The following is a 21,789-nucleotide window of genomic DNA, read 5'->3' as shown; positions in this document are numbered from 1 at the left end:
TAAATAAGACTTAAGTTTGTGAAAAATATTAATACTAATAAATTTAAACTTCATCTTATGAAATCTAAAACTTTAAAATCAATAGCATTTGTACTATTTATGTTAGTTGCAAGTCCGCAATTATTTGCTCACGCTCTTTGGATCGAAACTAAATCAACCGGTACAAAAGGAAAAGCTCAGGAAATTTCAGTTTATTTTGGAGAATTTTCAGATAACGACATCACAAAAGCAGACAAATGGTTTTCTGATTTAAAAGATTTTACTTTAGTTTTGGTTTCTCCTTCAAAAAAAGAAACAAAACTTACTTCTAAAGCTTTAGATAATAAATACCAGGCCTTTTTTACTCCTGATGAAGATGGGGTTTATACTATTGTAATGCACCACAAAGTAAAAGATGTGTACGGAACTATGGTTTTAGATTACAACTCAAGTGCTACGGTAGTAGTAGGAAATAAAGCCGCAGGAAATACTATTGCATCAAACACGAATAAAATTGCCGTATTCTCAGAAAATGCAGATGTTGCAAAAAAAGATACCAAAATCACTGGAGTTGCTTCTTATGACGGCGCTATGGCAAAAGAAACAAAAATTAAAGTAATTGCTCCAAATGGATGGGAAAAAGAATTATGGACAAACGATAAAGGTGAATTCTCTTTTACACCAATCTGGTCTGGAAACTATATGGTAGAATATGCTCACACTGAAAAAGCTTCTGGCGATCATAATGGTAAAAAATATGATGAAATCTGGAAAATGGCTACTTATCAAATCTCGGTTAAATAAGTAATTCTTTCCTAAGTCTTAAATACAATTAACCTTGTTCTTTTGAGCAAGGTTTTTTTATGCCGGATAATTATTACAACAGAAATATCTTAGGCATAAATAGGTATTTTATTTATAAATAATTAAATCCAACAAAGCAAAATCTTAAGCAAATCTTAAGACAAAACTAATCAAGTTTTAAGTAAGAAAATCCATCAATAAATTTTGTTAAAACATCTAACTGCACTTATATTTGCAAAAACTTATTTTTATTCAATCTAAATAAATACCATGAGATATAATTTACTACTCCTTTTATCTTTTATAAGCATTGCTACTTATAGTCAGGACTATGCAAAGGCAGAAAATACCTCAACAGCAAATGATACTGTAAAAAACAAAAAGGGAGAAATTCTAAATGAAGTAATCGTTACCAAAAATAAAGAACCAAAACCTGTTACTGCTGTTCGTTCTGGTTTAAAACCAATGGATAATCCCCAAACGATACAAGTTATTGGTTCAGAGATTATCCAACAACAGCAAGCAATAAGATTGAGCGAAGTTCTTAAAAATGCTAACGGAGTTTATGTAAGCTCAGCACGTGGTGGGGCTCAGGAATCTTTTTTCTCAAGAGGTTACGATATGTCGGCTAATAATATGCTTAAAAACGGATTTCGTTACAACGCAGGATCTATTCCTGATATTTCTGGTTTAGAGAAAGTAGAATTTCTTAAAGGTAGTAGCGCTTTATTATTTGGTAACGTTGCACCTGGAGGAATCGTAAATTTAGTAACCAAAACTCCATTATTCAAAAGCGGTGGTGAGGTGGCCATGCAAATGGGAAGTAACGCTTTTTATAAACCATCGATAGATTTTTATGGTCCTCTAAGCAAATCAATCGCTTTTAGAATCAATGGTTCTTACGAAAACTCTGAGAGCTTTAGAGATGTTGTAAAAAACGAACGTGTATATATTAATCCATCTTTACTTTTTATTATCGATCCTAAAACTCAAATTACAGTACAAGGTGATTATTTAAGTGCAGACTGGACTCCTGACTTTGGAACCGGAATTATAGGAAAACAAATTTTAGACTTACCTCGTAATGCATTTTACGGATCACTTTGGTCAAACGGAAATACTAAATCTGCCAGTGCATCTGCATTAGTAAATCATGATTTTAACAAAAACTGGAAATTAAATTTTAATACCTCTTTTCAAACCTATAATAGAGGAAGTTATTCTACCGCACAATTATCAGGATTAGAAACTTATGCAACTCCGGGTGATTGGAATAGAGGTTTAACTAAGAATAAAAACTTAGAACAAATATTAGGAGACCAATTAAGTTTGCAAGGAAACTTTAATACCGGATCTGTAAAACATCAAATTTTTACAGGTGTAGATTGGGAAAATTCATTTGTAACAGCTTATACTTTTACATTTAATGAAAAATACGTTCAAACAGGTGTAAAAGACGGAAAACCAGTTTACGGGCCAACACTTTATGATACTATAAATTTATTCACTTTTGATCCTAGTAATCAAAGAATGGATATCCCAACTACAGACAGAGCTACTCAAATTGCAAAAACAGATACAAATCGTTTTGGGGTTTACTTTCAGGATTTTATATCAATTACAGATAAATTCAAGGTATTAGCCGGTGTTCGTTGGTCTTGGCAAGAAGCAGAAGTTACTACATACAAAGAAACTTTTGCTGGCGGAAAACAAACTGTAGCTCCAGAAAATGCAGTTCCAACTGTTACTCCAAAACGTTTAGATAATGCATTTTCTCCAAAAGCAGGATTAGTTTACCAACCAACAAAAGATATTTCGATTTTTGGAAGTTATTCTAACTCTTTTACTCCAAATACTGGAACAACTGTAAATTTACAACCTCTTAAACCTTCTATTATCGACCAATATGAAGCTGGAGTAAAAACTCAGTGGCTAAAAGGATTATTAAGCACAAACGTTACAGTTTATCAAATCACCAACAGTAATTTGGCACAAATGGCTCCATTTAAAGCTGACGGAAGTGATAATTTAGAAACAAGCATTAAGGTATTAAGCGGAGAAACTAAAAGTAAAGGTGTAGAAATTGACGTTATAGCACAACCGGTTGAAGGTTTAAATATTATTGCAGGTTATAGCTACAATGATATGCGTTACACCAAAACTTCAGGCTTAAATGGAAGTTTTATCGAAGGAGAACGTGTGGCAAGAACACCATTAAACACGGCTAATTTAAGTTTCTTTTACACTTTACCAGAAGGTTTATTCAAAGGTGTTTCTATTGGAGCCATAGGAAATTATATTGGAGATAGAATTGGTGGATGGCACAATCAATACGATTCTACAAAACCAGACGGAATCTGGGACAGAGAAATTCCTTTAAAAGGATATACAACAATTGATGTATCAGCAGGATATAGCTGGAGAAAATTTTCAATTTTATGTAGATTATCAAACATTACAAACGAATTGAATTATACCGTTCACGAAAATTACAGCGTGAATCCTATAGCGCCTCGTCAAATTATGACAAGCCTTAGATACAAGTTCTAAAAATTTGAATTAGATTTTTATCTTCCAAAGCTTTTTCTGGATTTTCATTTTTTGAAAAACAGAAGAAGTTTTTGGTTTTTAAACAAATACAAAGCCTCATTTAGTCCTAAATGAGGCTTTTGGATTAGATCAAAGAAAGTGTTCTAATTGTATTACTTTTGCCCTGCAGATACTTTCTATCTCATTAAAATAAAAATTCTACATATGTCAGATTCCAAGAAAAACCAATTAAAGAAAAGTCTGGGTTTAAGTTTTAATATTGCCGTATTAATTGGAGGAACAATAGGAGTTGGAATTTTAAGAACACCCGGTGCCATTGCAGGATTATTAGATAATTACTGGCTTGTTATTGCTTCCTGGATCTTTGGCGGATTATTTGTTTTGATTGGCGCCAATTCGTACGCAGAATTGGCTACAATGCTGCCTAAAGCCGGAGGATCTTACAATTATATCAAAAGGGCTTTTGGCGAGTATGCAGGATTTTTGTCCGGTTGGTTCGATTATATCACCAATGTTATTCCGCCCGCTTTTTACTGTATCGTAATTAGTGAATACATTATTATTTTATTTCCTGCACTTGGAAACTACTCAACCGAAATGGCCATTTCGTTATTGATAGCTTTTGTATTATTGCATTTAAGCGGTGTAAAAAACGGAAGCTTTATCCAGCAAATTACCAGTTTATTAAAAGTCATCTGCTTTTTTGCTCTGCTTGTTGCTTGTTTTATGTACACAGGCGTGAAGTTAGCTCCAATTCCAAAAGATAATTCCCTTGTCCAGATTGGTTTATTATTCGGCTTTTTCAAATCACTTCAGCTCATCATCGGAACTTATAATGGTTGGAACAGTGTTTGCTTTTTTGCCGAAGAAAACGACGATCCAAGTAAAAATATTCCCAAATCATTATTTAGCGGCGTGTTACTTGTCATCGCAATTTATGTTTTACTCAATGTGGCTTTCTTTCACGTTTTACCCATAGAAACCATAGCAAAATCGAATCTGGCTGCGGCCGATGTTGCCAAGGTTATTTTCGGAAAAAACGGAGCGATTATCGTTACTGTGATTTCTATTTTCTCGCTGATTAGTATTCTAAATGCCTTTATGATGATTCCGCCAAGAATTTTATACGGATTAAGCCGTGATGGTTTTTTTATCGAAAAAGGAACAACGGTTAATAAAGGCGGAACTCCAATTGTAGCGCTTTTGGTTTCATCGCTTTTCAGTTTATTTCTAATTTGTATTGGTTCCTTCGAGGTCTTGTTTTCATTTGCGGCCTTTACCTCTATTATCGTTTGGGGACTGGCTTATTTTTCTCTTATTAAACTACGAATCTCAGAACCTGATTTACCTCGACCTTATCGCTCTGCCTGGTATCCCTGGACAACTATTATTGCCATTATAGCTTCGCTGGCTTTATTAATTGGTTTTGTTTATAGCGATCCTAAAAGCTTTGTGATTATAGTTTTGATTACTTTGGTTTCTTATCCTTTGTTTTTGGTTTTGAGCAGGAAGAAAAAATAAATTAAACACTTAAAATAAAACTCACAACATTAGTTTGATCAAATAAAGAACTCATTTTTTAATTAGACTTTTTAAGTACATTTGCTAGATTTACAGTTATTCTGATTAAAATAAATAACAAGTTGCTACTTGTCTTAAAACAAATTCTAAATGAATAAATTAAAACCTCTAATTGTCTTATTACTATTAATGATCACCTCTTGTTCAGAAAGCGAAATAAAAGAACCAATAGAAACAATAGATCCTAACGAACCGGTAAAAGAAAACACTAAGCCTTTAATCAAATCAATAACGGAGATAAACCCTTCAAGTGGCTCAGTAACAACATTTAATTATAATGGTTTTAAAATCAAAGAAGCTACAACAATTGGGACAAATGTTGGTCTTTTAAAAATAACTTATAGCTATACTGGAGATTTAATAACTCAACAAGATGGATACGTGGAGGATCAACTATATGTTAGCACCGACTATACTTATGAGAATAACAGATTAAAGACTGCTATTTTTAAAAACACGAATAGCGGAACTACCTTCCCTGCGATGAATCAAACTAAATATGTCTATAATTATGTCTCCGAAAATCTTGTGGAGATTTATATTTACACCTATTCTAATAATGCTTGGGTACCAACCGGTTCTCTTCCTCAAGTAAAAATATATTTCGATAACGGCAACATTATAAAAAGAGAAAAATTCAGTTCAAAAGGCTTAATTACATCTACCCTTAATTACCAATATGACAACAAACCTAATATATACAAAAATATAACAGGGTTCGACAAATTGTACTTTACAGATTCATTTGAAAATGTTTTTAATAGACATTTTGACATTAAAGACATCAATAATTCTAACAATATAACATTTTTTACTGAACAAATTAATTCAATTTATACTGAAACTAAACGCTATAGTTACGATCTTAATACAGATGGCTACCCTAAAGAAAAACGTCATCACTATGATAATAATAACATCGACCGATCCCTTATAGAAAAAACGTTTACTTATTATTAATTTTTTTTATATCATAAAAATTAAAAAATCCCAATACTGAAATTCTTCAGCATTGGGATTTTATGTTTTAAAAAAAAATCTGATTCTTATTTCAAACCAGCAATACTTTGCTCGATTGTAGCAATTTTTGCTAAAGCATCTGCTTCTTTTTGTTTTTCGTTAGCCAAAACTTTCTCTGGTGCTCCACCAACAAATTTCTCGTTTGATAATTTTGCCTGAACTGATTTTAAGAAACCTTGCGTGTACACCAACTCTGCTGTTAGTTTTGCAATTTCAGCCTCAACATCAATATTTCCTCCTGAAATCGGAATGAAATATTCATTTGATTTTACACGGAAAGATAACGCTCCGTCAACTTTAGCCGAAACATATTCGAAAGCTGAAATATTCCCTAGTTTTCTTACAATGGTATCAAAATAAGTCGACAGATTCTCGCTGTTGATTCCTTTTAATTCGATAGTATCTTTAAACGGAATGTTTTTATCTTTTCTGATGGTTCTAATTCCAGAAATTACCTCAATTGTACTTTCAAAATCAGCAATTAAACCTGCATTAAAAGGTTTTAATTCTGGCCAAGTTGATACAATTAAAGCTTCTTCGGGAGTTCTATCAGCAATTAAATGCCAAATTTCCTCTGTTAAGAAAGGCATAAATGGGTGAAGTAATTTCAAGTTACTTTCTAACATTTCAATTGCTTTGTCAAACGTTGCTTTATCAATTGGCTGTTGGTATGCCGGTTTGATCATCTCTAAAAACCAAGAACAGAAATCATCCCAAACCAATTTATAAATGGCCATCAATGAATCTGAAATTCTGTACTTCTCAAAATTATCCTCAATGTCAACTAAAGTTTGTTGCAACTTGGCTTGGTACCATTCGATGGCTACTTTCGATGATTCCGGTTGTGGGATAGTTTCAGAAACTTCCCAGCCTTTAACCAATTTAAAGGCATTCCAAATCTTATTTGTGAATGATTTTCCTTGTAGGCATAACTCTTCATCAAACATAATATCGTTTCCTGCAGAAGCGCTTAAAAGCAATCCTACACGAACTCCATCGGCGCCGAATTTTTCGATCAAATCTAAAGGATCAGGAGAATTCCCTAATGATTTAGACATTTTGCGACGTTGTTTATCACGTACTAAACCCGTTAAGTATACATTTTTAAATGGTTTTTCTCCTGTATATTCATAACCCGCAATGATCATTCTGGCTACCCAGAAAAATAAAATATCCGGACCTGTAACCAAATCATTTGTTGGATAATAATATTTGAAATCTTCGTTTTCAGGATTCACTACTCCATCAAAAACAGACATTGGCCACAACCAGGCAGAAAACCAGGTATCTAATGCATCAACATCTTGCCTTAAGTCAGATGTTGTAAGTGTGTTGTTAGATGTTCTTTCTTGCGCTAACTTTAATGCATCTTCGATGTTTTCAGCAACCACAAAATCTTCTTTTGCGTCTCCGTAATAAAACGCAGGAATTCTGTGTCCCCACCATAACTGGCGCGAGATATTCCAATCGCGAATATTGTTTAACCAATGCGCGTAAGTGTTTTCAAAACGTTTTGGATGTAATTTAATATCTCCTGTTTCTAAAACCGACTTAATTGCAGGTTTTACCAATTCTTCCATTTTCAAGAACCATTGATCTGATAATCTTGGTTCGATTACCGCTTTGGTTCTTTCAGATGTTCCTACTTTATTCAAATGGATTTCGGTTTTGGCCAAAGCTCCACTTTCTTCTAATTCTTTTGCTATTTCGGTACGAACCACAAAACGGTCTTTCCCCTGATAATGTAATCCGAAACTATTTAATGTAGCGTCTTCATTAAAAATATCAACGATTTCAAGATTGTGTTTTTCTCCTAACGTTTTATCGTTCATATCGTGCGCCGGAGTTACTTTCAAACATCCGGTTCCAAATTCTACATCTACATATTCATCTTCGATAATTGGAATTACTCTTCCACAAATAGGAACAATCGCTTTTTTTCCTTTTAAATGCGTAAAACGCTCATCATTTGGATTGATACAAATAGCAGTATCTCCAAAAATAGTTTCAGGACGCGTTGTTGCGATAGTCAGGAAATCTTCAGATCCTTCTATTTTATATTTTAAGAAAAATAATTTTCCTTGTTGTTCTTCATAAATTACTTCTTCGTCAGACAAAGTCGTTTTAGCTTCCGGATCCCAGTTTACCATACGGTATCCTCTGTAGATTAATCCTTTGTTGTATAAATCTACAAACGATTTAATTACAGCTGCCGACATGTCCGGATCCATCGTAAATTTGGTACGTTCCCAATCACATGAAGCACCTAATTTCTTAAGTTGTTCAAGTATTGTTCCGCCATATTTGTGCGTCCATTCCCAGGCGTGTGCTAAAAATTCTTCGCGAGACAAATCGTTTTTATTGATTCCTTCCGCTTTTAATTTCGCCACAACTTTTGCCTCAGTTGCAATCGATGCGTGATCCGTTCCCGGAACCCAGCAAGCATTGAAACCTTTAAGACGTGCTCTACGAATTAAAACATCCTGAATTGTATTATTTAACATATGTCCCATATGCAAGACACCAGTGACGTTTGGAGGCGGAATTACAATAGTGTACGGCGTTCTATGATCTGGTTCTGAATGAAAATAGTTGTTTTTCATCCAGTAATCATACCATTTATTCTCAATCGTCTTAGCGTCAAATTGTGCTGGAATTGTCATTTAAATAGGTTTGTTTTATCGTTAATTCGTTGATTTGGTTCATCGTTAAATTGTTTAATCCCTGATTTATTTTTGAAGGTTCTTTATTACCTCAATTTTATAAATCAATTAACCGGCTAAACAGTTAAACAAATAGACCATAAAAACTTTGGTTCAATTTTTGTAATTATAACTGACAGCAAAAGTAAATAATTAAGTACACTATAAAAAGAGAATTAATAATTTGTGTGTTAATTAAAAGAATGTATATTTACTTACAACTTAAAAACAATTTCAAAATGAAAAATGTAGCCTCTTTTATTGCAGTCGTATTGTTTAGCGCAATAGGTTATGCACAAAATGGCCCAAAAATTGAATTTGCAGCCCAAGACAATACGATTGATTATGGAAAAATTTCGAAAAGCGACAACGGACTTCGCTCTTTTGAATTTACAAATACCGGCGATGCACCACTATTGATTACCGGTGCAGAATCAACTGTAAGTTCTATCGTTGTCACAAAACCCTCAGCAGCAGTTATGCCTGGTAAAAAAGGTAAAATTGATGTAAAATACAATATGGTTTCAGGTCCAATTCGTAAAACAATTACTGTTGAGACTAATGCTGTAAACTATCCTGATGGGAGAGTTGCCCTTAAAATCAAGGGAGAAGTTTTATAAAAAGATAAAATCTAAAAATACTAAAAGCCGTTTCTTTATAAGAAGCGGTTTTTTTATGCACTTTTTTAACCTAAAGAATCCCGAGCATAAAAAACTTCCCTAAAAATATAATACTATAACCATATCCCGCCTGAAGGGCAAAAATCCTTTGCCCTTATACGCCCTCTTAGCGCGATGCTCTAGGGCTATCCGCGTTACAAGGTAATGTCCTGCTATCCTCTCGCGAGCGAAGAGAAGTAGTAATTTAGTCGCAGTTTTCGGTTTTCAGTTGCAGTTTTCAGCGTAAAGTTTGTCATCCTGACTGGGGAAGGATCACACGCGGGATTCGGCAAAGATTATTTGATTCTGGAGTTTCTAGTGTGATCCTTCCCCGGTCAGGATGACAAGATTGTGGCACCCTTCCACTCCGCTCAGGTGAGATTTGCAGACAAATACAAAGTAGCAACGATCTTGTAACATGACAAAACCCGACAGGTTTTAAAAAACTATCGGGTTTATGGTATAATGAAGAATCTTTGTCAAAGTTTAAAACTTTGACAAAGATTCTTACGTTTGTTTTTATTTCTCAACGCATTGAACACTGTCAAATTTATATTTTACGCGATCAAAATCAATTGGTTTATCTTTTACTAAATAAGTAACGCCCATCGTTGTTTGCATGGTTCCGTTACCTAAAATAAGTTGTTTGTCTTTCTTTAAAAACGCCATCGGGTTTTTGAATGTTTTATCTTTATTTGTCACTTCTTTAAAAGTATAATCTACAAATAAAGTATCACCACGAAATTCTCCTTTGATTTCTCCGTTTTTTTCTGGTGCATTTGCCACTTTCATCACCATATCCCCGCCAATTTTTCCGTTTTTCAGCGTATTCAATTTTAGATCAATAGTATCTTTTTCATATACTGCTTTATAGCATTCTGTACTTACCGTTTTTTCGGCTTGGGCCTGAGCAGCTTCAGCTTCTTTTTGTTTTTCATCATTTTTACAGCTTTGAAATCCAATGCAAGACAAAAGCAAACAAGATATCGCTAGTTTTTTCATAAATCAAATCTTTAGGTTATTGTTATTTTATAAAGTTAAATAAAAAAGAAGCCAAAAAAAAGGCTTCTGAACTAAAATTAAAAAAACCTAACAGGTTTTTAATACCTGTTAGGTTAACTTACTGTATGTAAAGAAAATCTATAAATTCTTAATCACAAATTCAGATCTTCTGTTGAGTTCGTGTTCTTCTTCAGAACACGCATCATCTGTTTTGCATTTGATTATTGGTACAGATTCTCCGTAACCTTTTGCCTGAACTCTTTTGGCATTAATTCCTGATTCTATGATAAAGTCCCTTGTCGAATTGGCTCGTTTTTGAGATAAATTTTCATTAAACTTTTCATTTCCTCTTGAATCGGTATGAGATCCTATTTCGATCACCATATCAGGGTATTTCTTCATTAGCGCTACAACACGACCTAAAATAACTTTAGATTCTTTACGAATGTACCACAAATTGTAATCAAAATAAATTGGATCTGTTTTTATGATCAGTCTGTCTTTATCCTTTACAACATCTTTCTCATCAATTAAAATCTGCTTTATTTTTTCTTTTTTCTTGATTTCTGTTGCTGCAATTTCTTCTGCTTTTTCTTTCTTCTTAATTTCTGCCGCTACAATTTGATCAGCTTTTGCTTTTTTCTGTGCTTCTTTTAAGGCAATAACTGCCAAAGCTTCTCTTTCTTTTTTACGGGTGGTTTGAATTTCTTCTTCTTTCTTTTTCGTTTCAGCAATTTTTTGTTCTTCGAGTTTTATGGCTTCAAGAGATTTTAATGCCATCGAAGCGTCATTACTTGCCTCTCTTGTTTTTCCTGAAGTTAACGATCTTGAGTCGCTGGTATATTTTTCTTTTGAAGCTAAAACGGTAAACGCACTTTCGCAAGGAATCGTAAAACTGAACTTCCCATCGGCACTTGTAATAATCGTATTTAAAATCTTTTTATCTGAATCCTGCAAAATTACAATTGCATTTTCTAAAGCCAGTTTGGTATCAATATCTGTAATGGTTCCTGCAATAAACTGCTTGCAGTCTTCTACAATTAATTCCTTGGTTTCTCTAAACCAATAAATATCATCACTTCCCTTCCCGCCTTCTCTATTCGAGGCAAAAAAACCTTCCTTGGTATTTGAATCTATATAAAAGGAGAAATCATCTAAATTTGAATTTAATGGCAAACCAACATTTACGGGTTTTGAATATTCGTTTCGGTTAATTTCTGAAACAAATACATCCAGAGACCCGTAGCCTAAATGTCCGTCTGATGAGAAATAAAGTTTATTATCTGATGAAACAAAAGGAAATTGCTCCCGTTTATCGGTATTAATAATTGTACCTAAATTTTTAGGCGTATCAAATGCTCCTTTATTAATGTTTACCGAATAAATATCAAAAGAACCCAATGTTCCCGGCATATCAGAGGCAAAATACAATACTTTTTCATCGGCACTCAACGCAGGATGCTCTACTGAATAATTTGGACTATTAAACGGAAGCGAGGTGATATTCTTCCATTTTCCCTCGATTAGTTCGGCTTTAAAAATTTGAAGGTTGGAGATTTTTTTATCGTCTGTTTTCTTGCTTCCTTTTTTAGAATTATTTCTTGTAAAGTAAATTGTCTTGCCATCTTTTGTAAAAACAGCATTCGATTCATGCATTCCAGTTTTTAATTCTTTAGCAAAATAATGCGTGGTAGAATCGGCCGAATTAATGTTTTTTAGTGGAATTTCGACCAAATTCAAATAGGTTTCATTATCCCATTTGAACTTTTTATCAAACAATCCCGGCTTTAGCTTTACTGCTGCAAAAACCAAATTATCATTGTATTTTACCGCTCCAAATTCAGAATTTGGTGTATTTATGGCTAGGTTTTTTATATCGAATCTTTTCCCGATTGCCGTAACATTTTCTAAGGTTTTAATCTCTTTTTCAAAATTGACCATATCATCTGTATTAGCAGATTTTGCATAATATTCTTTCAGGGCTGCATTGGCATCATCATGACTATTGCTCGCTTTTAAAGTCTGCGCATATCTGAAATAATAATTTCGATCTAAATTATTACTATAATTTTGAATTAAAAGCCTGTAATAGCGTTGCGCTTTTATTAAATCATTGGTATAAAAATAAGAGTCCGCCAGATTTTTAATGATTTGCTGCGACGGTTTTTCATCAGCTAACTTTTGATATAGGACAATTGCTTCGCTGTAATAAGTTTTCTCAAAAAATCGTTTGGCTCTTGCCAATTCGAGATCCTGAGCATTTATAAACTGTATTGAAAATACGAATATAATAACGAGTAGTTTTTTCATATTTTTCATCTTAGAAGAATCTTGGTGATTTATCATATCCTTTTCCTAATAAATCTAAATTAAACAGCAACATAATTTCGTGTGTACCGGAATTAAACTGCCCCATATTCGAAAGTGTATGATCATAAGCATAACCTACTCGAAGCGACGGCGTAACATTGATGTTCATTAAAGCACTCACCGCATCATTTACTCTGTAAGCCGCACCCAACTCAAATTTGTTGTTGTACAAGACATTTGCCGTAAGGTCTACAGAAATTGGCACTCCGGGCACAAACTTGGACATAAATGCGGGTTTAAGTTTGACCATATCATTGATCTGGAAAACATATCCGGCGGTTAAAAACGTATGAATGGCTTCTGATCCGTAGGCGTTGATTCCGGACTTTTCTTCGATGTGTTTAGAACTCAGTAAATTTGGCGCCGATAAACCCACATAGAAATTATCTCTAAAATAATACGCTCCTACTCCAATGTTGGGTCTGGTGACGTTTATATTATCAGCGAAAGCCAAATCTGTTTGTGTATCACTAAATTTGAATCCGTTAAAATTGGTTTGCAGTGAAGTAAAACCTGCTTTTAATCCTAACGAAAGTTTGTTTTTTCCTCCAAGATTCAGGACATAGGCAAAATCAGCATAGAAATTATTTTCCTTTTTAGCGCCATCACCAATATCATCAGAAACTAAAGAAATCCCCACTTCGACTTTATCTGTCAGAGCAGTATGACCAAAAAAGGTAAAAGTTTTTGGCGCTCCTACGGCTCCAACCCATTGTGTTCTGTATAATCCTCCAAGATTTAACATGGCAGGAACTCCTGTAGCATACGCGGGATTTACTACACTCATATTGTACATATAGTGGGTATATTCCGGATCTTGCTGGGCTGAGGCTGATGTTATGTAAAAGAGAAAAAGTATAAAAAGTGGTATTTTTTTCATTTGAAAATTATATTAAATAATATAAAAAGGAATTATCGATTGAGGTAAAGTCGGCCTTGCTGCGCTTTTCTATTGTCTTTATTAAAATTGACAATATAAAAATAGACTCCGTTTGGCGCTATTGCGTCTCCAAAACCTGCAGCTTGAGAATTTCTTCCGTCCCAATTGGGTGTATTTGCATTTCCTTTAAACATTACATTTCCGTATCTATTGAAAATTTCAAGCGTATAATCCGGGTATAAATATTCAATATCAGGAATTCTGAACGTATCATTTACATTATCTCCATTGGGCGAAAATCCGTCAGGAATAAAAAAGGCATATTGTGCAGGATCGCAGTCCGTTAAGGAAACTGTAACCTCTAAGACACTATCCGAAATACAATCGGTCACACTCGAAAGATCATACCCGTAATAAGTGGCTTTATCGATAAGCAAAGTATTCGAAGCTAATAAATTACCGTTATTTTGAGCATCATACCACGAAACTGTCGAAGGTACATTTGTCGCTTTTGAAAGATCTGAAATGGCTGGATTTTTTAAACCGCAAAAATTTTGTCCGTCAGGATTTAAAGTTGGTGCAGGTGTATCTTTTACTACAACCGAAATCATACTGGCTGGCGATGTACAATTTGCAGCAGAAGTTTCGGTAACATAGAGGTCTTCAGATTTTAAAAGATAAGTATCTGCAAGCGGTGTGGTTAACGCAGCAGAATTATACCATTTATATTGCGGGCCATGCGGTGTTAAATTAGCAATTGTCGCTCTGTCTACTTTGCAAAAATCAGGCGGATTCACTGCAACGGGTGCCAGCGGAATTGGATTGACTAAAAAACTATCTAATACATTTACCAAAAGACTGCCACAACCCGTAATATCATTCGTTAGATAAGTAGCCGAGATTACGGTAGAGCCTGTATTTACAAGTAAACTTGCCGGAATTACAAAACTGGCATTTCCGTTTGAAACCGTTAAATCGACAGTTTGTTCTCTCGAAGTATTACTATCTAAAAGTACATAAGAAAGTTTCGCTTTTGTTAAAGTTCCCAATCCTGAAACACTAGCGGTAAAAACTCCGTTTACACAATCATCATTGACCACTACTTTTACATTGCTAACAACAGGCAAAGGATTAATTGTCAGGTTTCCTACAACATTTGCTGTATTAGTACATTGCGGAGTTGGATTTGTAATATTGGTGATATTGGTAATTGTAATTACAGATAATCCGCTTTTTGCGTTTAAGTTTCCGGGAATGTCAAAACTGGCTTTTCCTCCAACAGCTGTTATAGTGGCCGTTTGGGCTGTAGCTGAATTATCACCATTAATATTATAAACGATACGATACTTACCATCGGCCAATAGAGTGGCATTCGAAATTTGAATAGTTGCAATATCGTTCTGACAAATTGGACTGGTAGTTATTACAGCATTATCTAAACGCGGCAATGGAAATACATTTAAATCATAAGAAAAAGGACTAAATAAACTAATACATTTTTTTGGACCAGGAGTTGGAACAATGCTTGTAACGGTAATAGTAAATTTACCAACACTTTGAAAATATGCAGATTTAATTGGAAAATTAACTACTCCGTTTACGAAATTTACCGTCACAGTTTCTGATCCTCCTGTTGGGCCTGCGACATTATAAGTAATTTTATATTCTCCGTCAGGAATACCATCAGGACCTTCTGTAATTTTTGCTGAATAAGTAGCAGTAGCGATCTCACTTTCACAAATATCTTTAAGCACAACAATTTCTGCACCTGTAAAGTCAATTCGTTTCTCGAGTGTAATGACTACATCTGCAGTTCTGTCTTTACAAACATTCTGGTTAGGAACCGCAAAAACGGTATAAGTATATTTCAATTCTACCGCTCCGTATTTGTTAAACAAATCCTGAAGGTTAACATTGTGATCTGATCGTGATGTGATATCTGGTCCTTTCCAAACACCGTCTTTATCTTCACCAAGAAGTGATTCAAACATATCATAGTTGATATAACCGGCTAAATCTGTAGTTCCGCATAATGTTAATTCCTGTGGTATTCCCTCTTCGGGTGTTCTAACAATAGTGACATATACAGTGGTAATTAATGGCGTAGATGGGCATTCCGGTATAAGCGGCACTTCATAGGTAAATTGACGCGTTTCTGTTTGGGTTGTTATATATCTAATCCCAATTACAGGTGAATCTAAAATTTTTCCTGAACTATCTCTCCATATTCCGTTTTCATGCGGTCCCATAACGGTACTATCAAATGCTGTAAAAAGATTAAAAAATCCCTCTCTGCTACAAGCAGTAGATTTAGAACCAACTCCTACGTAGGCACCAATAGTAAGTGTGATTGTGGCTGTATTGTCTGTACATCCGGCCACATCAGGAGCGGTATAGGTATAATGATAAACCCCACCTTCTTTAATAAGTTGAGCATTTAAATTTCCGGTAATGGAATCCAGACCTCTAAAATTATTATCGTCTGTCCATTTTCCGCCCGGAGTTGGTGAGCCTCCTAATAATGAAAATAAAGAAAGGTTTTGATGAGCTGAATTCTGAATATCACAAATTATTTTTTGTGCATCATCACCAGCACATTGTGCGTACATTTTTGAGGGTAAAACCGATAAGAAAATAAAAAACAATATAAATTGTAAGAAATTAGAGTAGTTTTTAACCATAAACCGTTATTTTTTTATAAACATAATAAAATAATAACGTTCCTTGAACAAAAAAAGTGATTTAATAGTTAAATTTTCACAAAATTCAAATAAATCATAAAATAAACGCCAATAAAATTAAATTCTGTTTAGATTTTTAATTGATTGTTTTTGAGATTTTTATAATTCATCTTCAAGCTTAAATCTAAACTTTAAAATCAGGCTGTTTCTTTCTACTTCAAGGTTTATCCAAATATCTTCTTCTGATTTTAAAAGGGTATTTATTTGCTGAAGTGTATATTTATATGGTGCATTTTTGTTGATACTTACAATGATGTCTCCTTTTTGTAATCCGCATTTCTCGGCAGCTGAATTTTTACGAATATTGACAATTTCATAAACTGGTTTTAATGAAAATTTGTATCTGAAATTTCCGTCTTTTTTTTCATTATTTGCAACTTCATCTAATGTTGAAGCTACTTTTACCATCTCTAAATGAACCGTTTCCTGAACCCACTGAAGACCGTTGTGCTGAACGGTGATTCCACTTTTATTATAAGTAAAGGGTTCAGAAAATTTACTGTTTTTTTTAAGGTACATTTTCTTACCTGCATAATCTAAAACTACGGTAAACCTTTTTAAAACTTCGCCACCTACAGATCCTATTCGATCAGGTACCATTTTTACATTTCGAATAGAAGTGGAATCCGGAAATGAAACTATTGGCTTTTTAAAATTAAAATCATCAATTAAAAAATTATCAATTTTAGCCCGATGTCCTTCAATATCACCACTAAAACCTTTTCCTAAAAAGTCAGGAAAATTCTTTTTAGGCAATTTTATTTTTTTGTTCTCAAAAATCCAGAAAGCATCACTATTGCCTATATCGATCAGTAATTTTGCAGGCACTTTATTTTCATCAACAATCGCTGTGGCATAAATATAAGGTTTAGACCTTTCGATAGTTATAGGAACTCTCTTGAATCTTTTATCTAGTTTTTGTTTGGTTTGCTCATCGTTTGCATGTATAACTACTCTCTTTTTTTGATAATTGATCTCTACGATATTATTTTTAAAAAATTTATATCCAATAATTCCGTTTACCGGAATCCCTATGTGCGATGACAAATTAAAACTCTGATCTAAAATTATATATAACAGATGATTGCTCGATTTTAAACCGTGTGATTCTAAAACATTATTTGTTGATTTTAAACCTTCAATTTCTTCTTCACTTCCTAAACCGCGTAATTTTATTTTCTGGATATTATGAAAACTCACTTCCTGTCTTTCTTCCATACTAAACAAGATCGTTTCTTCGACACCGGAATCAAGCAGGAAATTTAATTCGATACCGTTTACTTTTATAGGAATAAAAATAAGGTTATTAATGAGTTTGAAGGGAATAGTAACCTTGCCACTATGCTTATCAATCAAAAAATCACCTTGTGCCATAAGTGACAAAGATGTCAAAAGCCCAAAAAACAACATGAAATATTTTTTCATTGATAATATTTTATGATAAAATTACTAAAAATATTGATAATTGTTACATTTTAATAAGCACCGGTAATGTTTACGTTAAATTGGAAAAAAAAATGCAAATTTGCACTTCAATAATAAAACTCATGCCAACAATTTCACACAAAGGCAGAAACATGCCCGAATCACCGATACGTAAACTTGCTCCTTTTGCAGATCTTGCAAAACAAAAAGGGAAAAAAGTGTATCACTTAAACATTGGTCAACCGGATATCAAGACACCCGAAGTGGCCATCGAGGCGGTAAAAAATATTGATTTAACTCTTATAGAATACAGTCCGTCTGCCGGATATGAAAGTTATAGAAAAAAATTAGCTCAATTTTACCAACGTCAAAACGTAAATGTTAACCCAGAAGACATCATTATTACTACTGGTGGCTCTGAAGCCTTATTGTTTGCATTGGCCACAATTACAGATCCCGGAGATGAAATCATTATTCCGGAACCTTTTTATGCCAATTATCATGCCTTTGCATCCTCTACAAGTGCAGCTGTAATTCCTGTAATTTCAACAATCGAAACTGGATTTGCATTGCCAAGTATTGAAGATGTTGAAAAATTGATTACACCAAAAACCAAAGCGATATTAATTTGTAATCCTGGTAATCCAACAGGTTATTTATATTCAGAAGCCGAAATAAAACAACTAGCCGGCTTAATCAAAAAACATGATTTGTACTTAATTGCTGATGAGGTTTATCGTGAGTTTTTGTATGATGGCGATGATGTTCATTATTCTGTAATGAATCTTGATGATGTTCAGCAAAACGTAATCATGGTCGATTCTGTTTCAAAACGCTATAGTATGTGCGGGGCAAGAATTGGTTGTCTGGTTAGTAAAAACAAAGAGGTTTTGGCAACCGTAATGAAGTTTGCCCAGGCACGTTTAAGTCCGCCAACAATTGAGCAAATTGCCTGCGAAGCTGCAATAGATACGCCACAAAGTTATTTTGATGATGTAATTTCAGAATATAAAAGCCGACGTGATACTCTAATTACCGAATTGAATAAAATTGAAGGTGTAATTGTTACCAAACCTAAAGGTGCTTTTTACTGCATTGCACAATTGCCAATAGAAAACTCTGAAGATTTTGCACAATGGCTTCTTGAAACCTATGATCTTAACGGAGAAACTGTCATGGTGGCTCCTGCTGCCGGATTTTATTCGACTCCTGGAATGGGACTCAATCAGGTACGAATTGCTTATGTATTAAATAAAAAAGATTTAGTGACTGCTGTAAAGATTTTAAAAGAAGCACTTTTGGTTTACAACAAAAAATAATAACAAAAAACAAAAACCTTCAAAAGACAATAACACCTTATGTTATTGTCTTTTGTGTTTAAAAAAAATACCATTTTAGTTTTAATTTAAATTATATCCAAAAAGGAACGATTAAATAGTAAAAACGATAGAAAAGGTTTCCTTTTTATTAATTATCTTTACCGCCTTAAAAAGATATACCCATCATAATAGTAGTTTTTAATGATAAATAACGAAGATTTTTTAGACGAAACAGGAGACAATCATTTTAGCAGCAACGCGCAAAACCCTGTAAGACAGGATGCTTTTGATCTAAGTGATGATGAAAAAATAGAAAGAATAAAAAAAGATGTTGAAAACATCCTACAGACTTTAGGAATGGATTTAACCGATGACAGCATAAAAGGTACTCCAAACCGAGTAGCAAAAATGTTTGTAAAGGAGATTTTTGGTGGTCTTAATCCTTCAAAACAACCAAAAGCTTCAACTTTTGATAATAATTACAAATACGGTGAAATGTTAGTTGAGAAAAACATTACCGTTTATTCTACCTGCGAACACCATTTACTGCCAATTATCGGACGCGCGCATGTTGCTTATATTTCAAGCGGAAGAGTGATTGGTTTATCAAAAATGAACCGAATTGTAGAATATTATGCCAAAAGACCTCAGGTTCAGGAGCGTTTAACGATGCAAATTGTTCAGGAATTACAAAAAGCTTTAGGCACTCAAGATGTTGCGTGTGTTATCGATGCCAAACACCTTTGTGTAAACTCAAGAGGAATTAAAGATATCGAAAGCAGCACTGTAACGTCTGAATTTGGTGGAAAATTCAAAGATCCTCAAACTAAGAGAGAGTTTTTAGATTATATTAAATTAGACACTCAATTCTAGTTTTATACGATATTTCTATTATATTTATGGTCTACTCCTAATAGCAGCGGCATCCTTTTATGGTGGGGTTCACCATAAAAGATATAGCCGATAGCAGGATTAGCTCCTAAAACATCAACAAACATTTAAACAATGCCATTATACACATCACAACCTCTAAAAATATACAATTCACTTTCGGGTGAAAAAGAAAATTTCAAACCAATCCATGAAGGAAATGTTGGAATGTATGTTTGCGGACCTACGGTTTATAGCAATGTACACTTAGGAAATGTGAGAACATTTATGTCTTTTGATGTTATATTCCGATATTTTTTACACCTGGATTATAAGGTGCGTTATGTACGTAATATTACCGATGTGGGGCATATTGTTGATGATGTTGATGAAGGTGAAGATAAAATTGCCAAAAAAGCACGCTTAGAGCAACTCGAACCTATGGAGGTTGTACAGCGCTATACGGTAGATTTTCATGATATTTTGAAATCTTTCAACTTTTTACCGCCAAGTATCGAGCCTACAGCAACAGGACATATTATTGAACAAATCGAAATTATCAAAAAAATCATCGATACCGGAATTGGCTATGAAGCCAACGGGTCTGTTTATTTTGATGTTGTAAAATATAACCAAAATCATAATTACGGTGTTTTAAGCGGCCGAAATATCGAAGATATGCTAGCCAATACCCGTGATCTTGATGGTCAGTCTGATAAAAGAAACCCTCAGGATTTTGCTCTTTGGAAAAAAGCAGAACCCGAACATATCATGAGATGGCCTTCGCCATGGAGTGATGGTTTCCCGGGGTGGCATCTTGAATGTACTGCCATGAGTACCAAATATCTTGGTAATCATTTTGATATTCACGGTGGCGGAATGGATTTGAAATTTCCACACCATGAATGCGAAATTGCTCAAAACCAAGCTTGTACAGGCCAGTCTCCGGTAAATTACTGGATGCACGCCAATATGCTGACCCTGAACGGTAAAAAAATGGCCAAATCGACTGGAAATAATATTTTACCAGGCGAAATTTTAAGCGGTGATAATACTATTTTAAGTAAAGCTTTCTCTGCATCTGTAACTCGTTTTTTTATGTTACAGGCACATTACAGAAGTATTTTGGATTTTTCTGACGATGCCATTGTTGCAGCTGAAAAGGGATATAAAAGATTAATGGAAGCTGTGGATGCCTTGCCGGGTATTTCGGCAAGTGCAACGAGTTCTATAGATATTGCTTCATGGAAACAATTGTCTTACGATGCCATGAACGATGATTTTAATACTCCAATTTTAATCGCGCAATTGTTCGAGGCCGTTCGTTATATCAATTTACTGAAAGAAGGAAAAGAAACGATTTCTGCCCAAGATCTAACTTCATTTACAACTACTGTTAATGCTTTTGTTTTTGATGTTTTAGGTTTAAGCGATGACAAAGGTGCTGATACTAATAATGACAAGTTAGAAGGTGTTGTAAACATGCTTATCGGGATGAGAAATCAGGCCAGAGCCGATAAAAACTTTGCACTTTCTGACCAGATTCGTGATCAGTTGATTGCTTTAGGCATCCAATTGAAAGACGGAAAAGAAGGCACAAGCTTTTCAATATAATCCATTCATTTTCTAATAAATCATGAAAGTAACAACTCCATTTGTTTTATTAGTTCGCTTTTATCAAACTGCAATCTCGCCTTTTACACCGGCAAGCTGCAGGTTCGAACCTACTTGCTCGAGTTATATGATTCAGGCACTGCAAACTCATGGATTATTTTATGGCGGATATCTGGGAATAAAACGAATTTTGAGTTGTAATCCCTGGGGAAGAACCGGCTATGATCCTGTTCCCGAAAAGAAATGCTCACATAAAGATTAACTTTTTATAAA

General features: G+C 34.2%; 15 protein-coding genes. 9 read left to right on the top strand and 6 right to left on the bottom strand.

Annotated elements, in window-relative coordinates; genetic code table 11:
• Positions 1-57: 57 nt before the first annotated feature.
• From IRZ78_RS10570 to IRZ78_RS10555, 4 genes are all read left to right on the top strand, one after another.
• Positions 58-783 (top strand): DUF4198 domain-containing protein, encoded by a 726-nt coding sequence (locus IRZ78_RS10570; RefSeq protein WP_194616500.1) that lies wholly within the window; start codon positions 58-60, stop codon positions 781-783.
• 270 nt (positions 784-1,053) lie between these two features.
• A complete protein-coding gene (locus IRZ78_RS10565) occupies positions 1,054-3,333 on the top strand; it encodes a TonB-dependent receptor (protein WP_194616499.1) in 2,280 nt (759 codons plus the stop codon).
• Positions 3,334-3,537: 204 nt separating this feature from the next.
• Positions 3,538-4,854 carry an APC family permease gene (locus tag IRZ78_RS10560; RefSeq protein ID WP_194616498.1) on the top strand — a complete coding sequence of 439 codons (1,317 nt, stop codon included), beginning with the start codon at positions 3,538-3,540 and terminating at the stop codon, positions 4,852-4,854.
• A gap of 150 nt (positions 4,855-5,004) precedes the next feature.
• On the top strand, positions 5,005-5,874 hold the full coding sequence (locus IRZ78_RS10555) for a hypothetical protein (RefSeq protein WP_194616497.1): 870 nt from the start codon (positions 5,005-5,007) through the stop codon (positions 5,872-5,874).
• A gap of 86 nt (positions 5,875-5,960) precedes the next feature.
• On the opposite strand, the gene IRZ78_RS10550 is transcribed toward IRZ78_RS10555, so the two are convergent.
• Positions 5,961-8,597, bottom strand: coding sequence for a valine--tRNA ligase (locus tag IRZ78_RS10550; protein ID WP_194616496.1), 2,637 nt, complete (start codon positions 8,595-8,597; stop codon positions 5,961-5,963).
• Between the two features lie 278 nt (positions 8,598-8,875).
• Here IRZ78_RS10550 and IRZ78_RS10545 point away from each other — a divergent pair, with 278 nt between their 5' ends.
• Complete coding sequence (locus IRZ78_RS10545; protein WP_194616495.1) at positions 8,876-9,256, top strand: DUF1573 domain-containing protein; 381 nt, start codon at positions 8,876-8,878, stop codon at positions 9,254-9,256.
• Positions 9,257-9,814: 558 nt separating this feature from the next.
• On the opposite strand, the gene IRZ78_RS10540 is transcribed toward IRZ78_RS10545, so the two are convergent.
• The 5 genes from IRZ78_RS10540 to IRZ78_RS10520 form a co-directional block, all read right to left on the bottom strand.
• Positions 9,815-10,297, bottom strand: a complete 483-nt coding sequence (locus tag IRZ78_RS10540; RefSeq protein ID WP_194616494.1) for a hypothetical protein — start codon at positions 10,295-10,297, stop codon at positions 9,815-9,817.
• Between the two features lie 138 nt (positions 10,298-10,435).
• On the bottom strand, positions 10,436-12,607 hold the full coding sequence (locus IRZ78_RS10535; RefSeq protein WP_194616493.1) for an OmpA family protein: 2,172 nt from the start codon (positions 12,605-12,607) through the stop codon (positions 10,436-10,438).
• A gap of 10 nt (positions 12,608-12,617) precedes the next feature.
• Positions 12,618-13,547, bottom strand: a complete 930-nt coding sequence (locus tag IRZ78_RS10530) for a type IX secretion system membrane protein PorP/SprF (RefSeq protein WP_194616492.1) — start codon at positions 13,545-13,547, stop codon at positions 12,618-12,620.
• A gap of 32 nt (positions 13,548-13,579) precedes the next feature.
• Positions 13,580-16,228 (bottom strand): gliding motility-associated C-terminal domain-containing protein, encoded by a 2,649-nt coding sequence (locus IRZ78_RS10525; RefSeq protein WP_194616491.1) that lies wholly within the window; start codon positions 16,226-16,228, stop codon positions 13,580-13,582.
• Positions 16,229-16,387: 159 nt separating this feature from the next.
• Positions 16,388-17,713 (bottom strand): PDZ domain-containing protein, encoded by a 1,326-nt coding sequence (locus IRZ78_RS10520; RefSeq protein ID WP_194616490.1) that lies wholly within the window; start codon positions 17,711-17,713, stop codon positions 16,388-16,390.
• Positions 17,714-17,835: 122 nt separating this feature from the next.
• Between IRZ78_RS10520 and IRZ78_RS10515 the strand changes: the two genes are divergently transcribed.
• The 4 genes from IRZ78_RS10515 to yidD all read left to right on the top strand — a co-directional run bounded on the left by IRZ78_RS10515 (position 17,836) and on the right by yidD (position 21,778).
• The gene (locus tag IRZ78_RS10515; protein WP_194616489.1) at positions 17,836-19,032 is read left to right on the top strand and encodes a pyridoxal phosphate-dependent aminotransferase; all 1,197 of its coding nucleotides are present in this window, start codon (positions 17,836-17,838) and stop codon (positions 19,030-19,032) included.
• A 201-nt stretch (positions 19,033-19,233) separates the two neighbouring features.
• On the top strand, positions 19,234-19,905 hold the full coding sequence (gene folE, locus IRZ78_RS10510) for a GTP cyclohydrolase I FolE (protein WP_194616488.1): 672 nt from the start codon (positions 19,234-19,236) through the stop codon (positions 19,903-19,905).
• Positions 19,906-20,037: 132 nt separating this feature from the next.
• Positions 20,038-21,516, top strand: coding sequence for a cysteine--tRNA ligase (gene cysS, locus IRZ78_RS10505; protein ID WP_194616487.1), 1,479 nt, complete (start codon positions 20,038-20,040; stop codon positions 21,514-21,516).
• A 22-nt stretch (positions 21,517-21,538) separates the two neighbouring features.
• Complete coding sequence (gene yidD, locus IRZ78_RS10500; protein WP_194616486.1) at positions 21,539-21,778, top strand: membrane protein insertion efficiency factor YidD; 240 nt, start codon at positions 21,539-21,541, stop codon at positions 21,776-21,778.
• Positions 21,779-21,789: the final 11 nt, after the last annotated feature.

This window comes from Flavobacterium sp. CSZ, from assembly GCF_015350725.1.
Classification (GTDB): Bacteria; Bacteroidota; Bacteroidia; order Flavobacteriales; family Flavobacteriaceae; genus Flavobacterium.
The sequence above is the reverse complement of the archived record's forward strand: the minus strand, read 5'-3'. Positions and strand labels throughout refer to the sequence as shown.

What these genes read in the sequence shown, in the direction of transcription:
- IRZ78_RS10525 (WP_194616491.1), bottom strand. Translation starts at nt 16,228, where the DNA reads ATGGTTAAAAACTACTCTAATTTCTTACAATTTATATTGTTTTTTATT.
- IRZ78_RS10565 (WP_194616499.1), top strand. Translation starts at nt 1,054, where the DNA reads ATGAGATATAATTTACTACTCCTTTTATCTTTTATAAGCATTGCTACT.
- IRZ78_RS10530 (WP_194616492.1), bottom strand. Translation starts at nt 13,547, where the DNA reads ATGAAAAAAATACCACTTTTTATACTTTTTCTCTTTTACATAACATCA.
- IRZ78_RS10560 (WP_194616498.1), top strand. Translation starts at nt 3,538, where the DNA reads ATGTCAGATTCCAAGAAAAACCAATTAAAGAAAAGTCTGGGTTTAAGT.
- IRZ78_RS10540 (WP_194616494.1), bottom strand. Translation starts at nt 10,297, where the DNA reads ATGAAAAAACTAGCGATATCTTGTTTGCTTTTGTCTTGCATTGGATTT.
- IRZ78_RS10555 (WP_194616497.1), top strand. Translation starts at nt 5,005, where the DNA reads ATGAATAAATTAAAACCTCTAATTGTCTTATTACTATTAATGATCACC.
- IRZ78_RS10515 (WP_194616489.1), top strand. Translation starts at nt 17,836, where the DNA reads ATGCCAACAATTTCACACAAAGGCAGAAACATGCCCGAATCACCGATA.
- IRZ78_RS10550 (WP_194616496.1), bottom strand. Translation starts at nt 8,597, where the DNA reads ATGACAATTCCAGCACAATTTGACGCTAAGACGATTGAGAATAAATGG.
- cysS (WP_194616487.1), top strand. Translation starts at nt 20,038, where the DNA reads ATGCCATTATACACATCACAACCTCTAAAAATATACAATTCACTTTCG.
- IRZ78_RS10520 (WP_194616490.1), bottom strand. Translation starts at nt 17,713, where the DNA reads ATGAAAAAATATTTCATGTTGTTTTTTGGGCTTTTGACATCTTTGTCA.
- IRZ78_RS10545 (WP_194616495.1), top strand. Translation starts at nt 8,876, where the DNA reads ATGAAAAATGTAGCCTCTTTTATTGCAGTCGTATTGTTTAGCGCAATA.
- folE (WP_194616488.1), top strand. Translation starts at nt 19,234, where the DNA reads ATGATAAATAACGAAGATTTTTTAGACGAAACAGGAGACAATCATTTT.
- yidD (WP_194616486.1), top strand. Translation starts at nt 21,539, where the DNA reads ATGAAAGTAACAACTCCATTTGTTTTATTAGTTCGCTTTTATCAAACT.
- IRZ78_RS10570 (WP_194616500.1), top strand. Translation starts at nt 58, where the DNA reads ATGAAATCTAAAACTTTAAAATCAATAGCATTTGTACTATTTATGTTA.
- IRZ78_RS10535 (WP_194616493.1), bottom strand. Translation starts at nt 12,607, where the DNA reads ATGAAAAAACTACTCGTTATTATATTCGTATTTTCAATACAGTTTATA.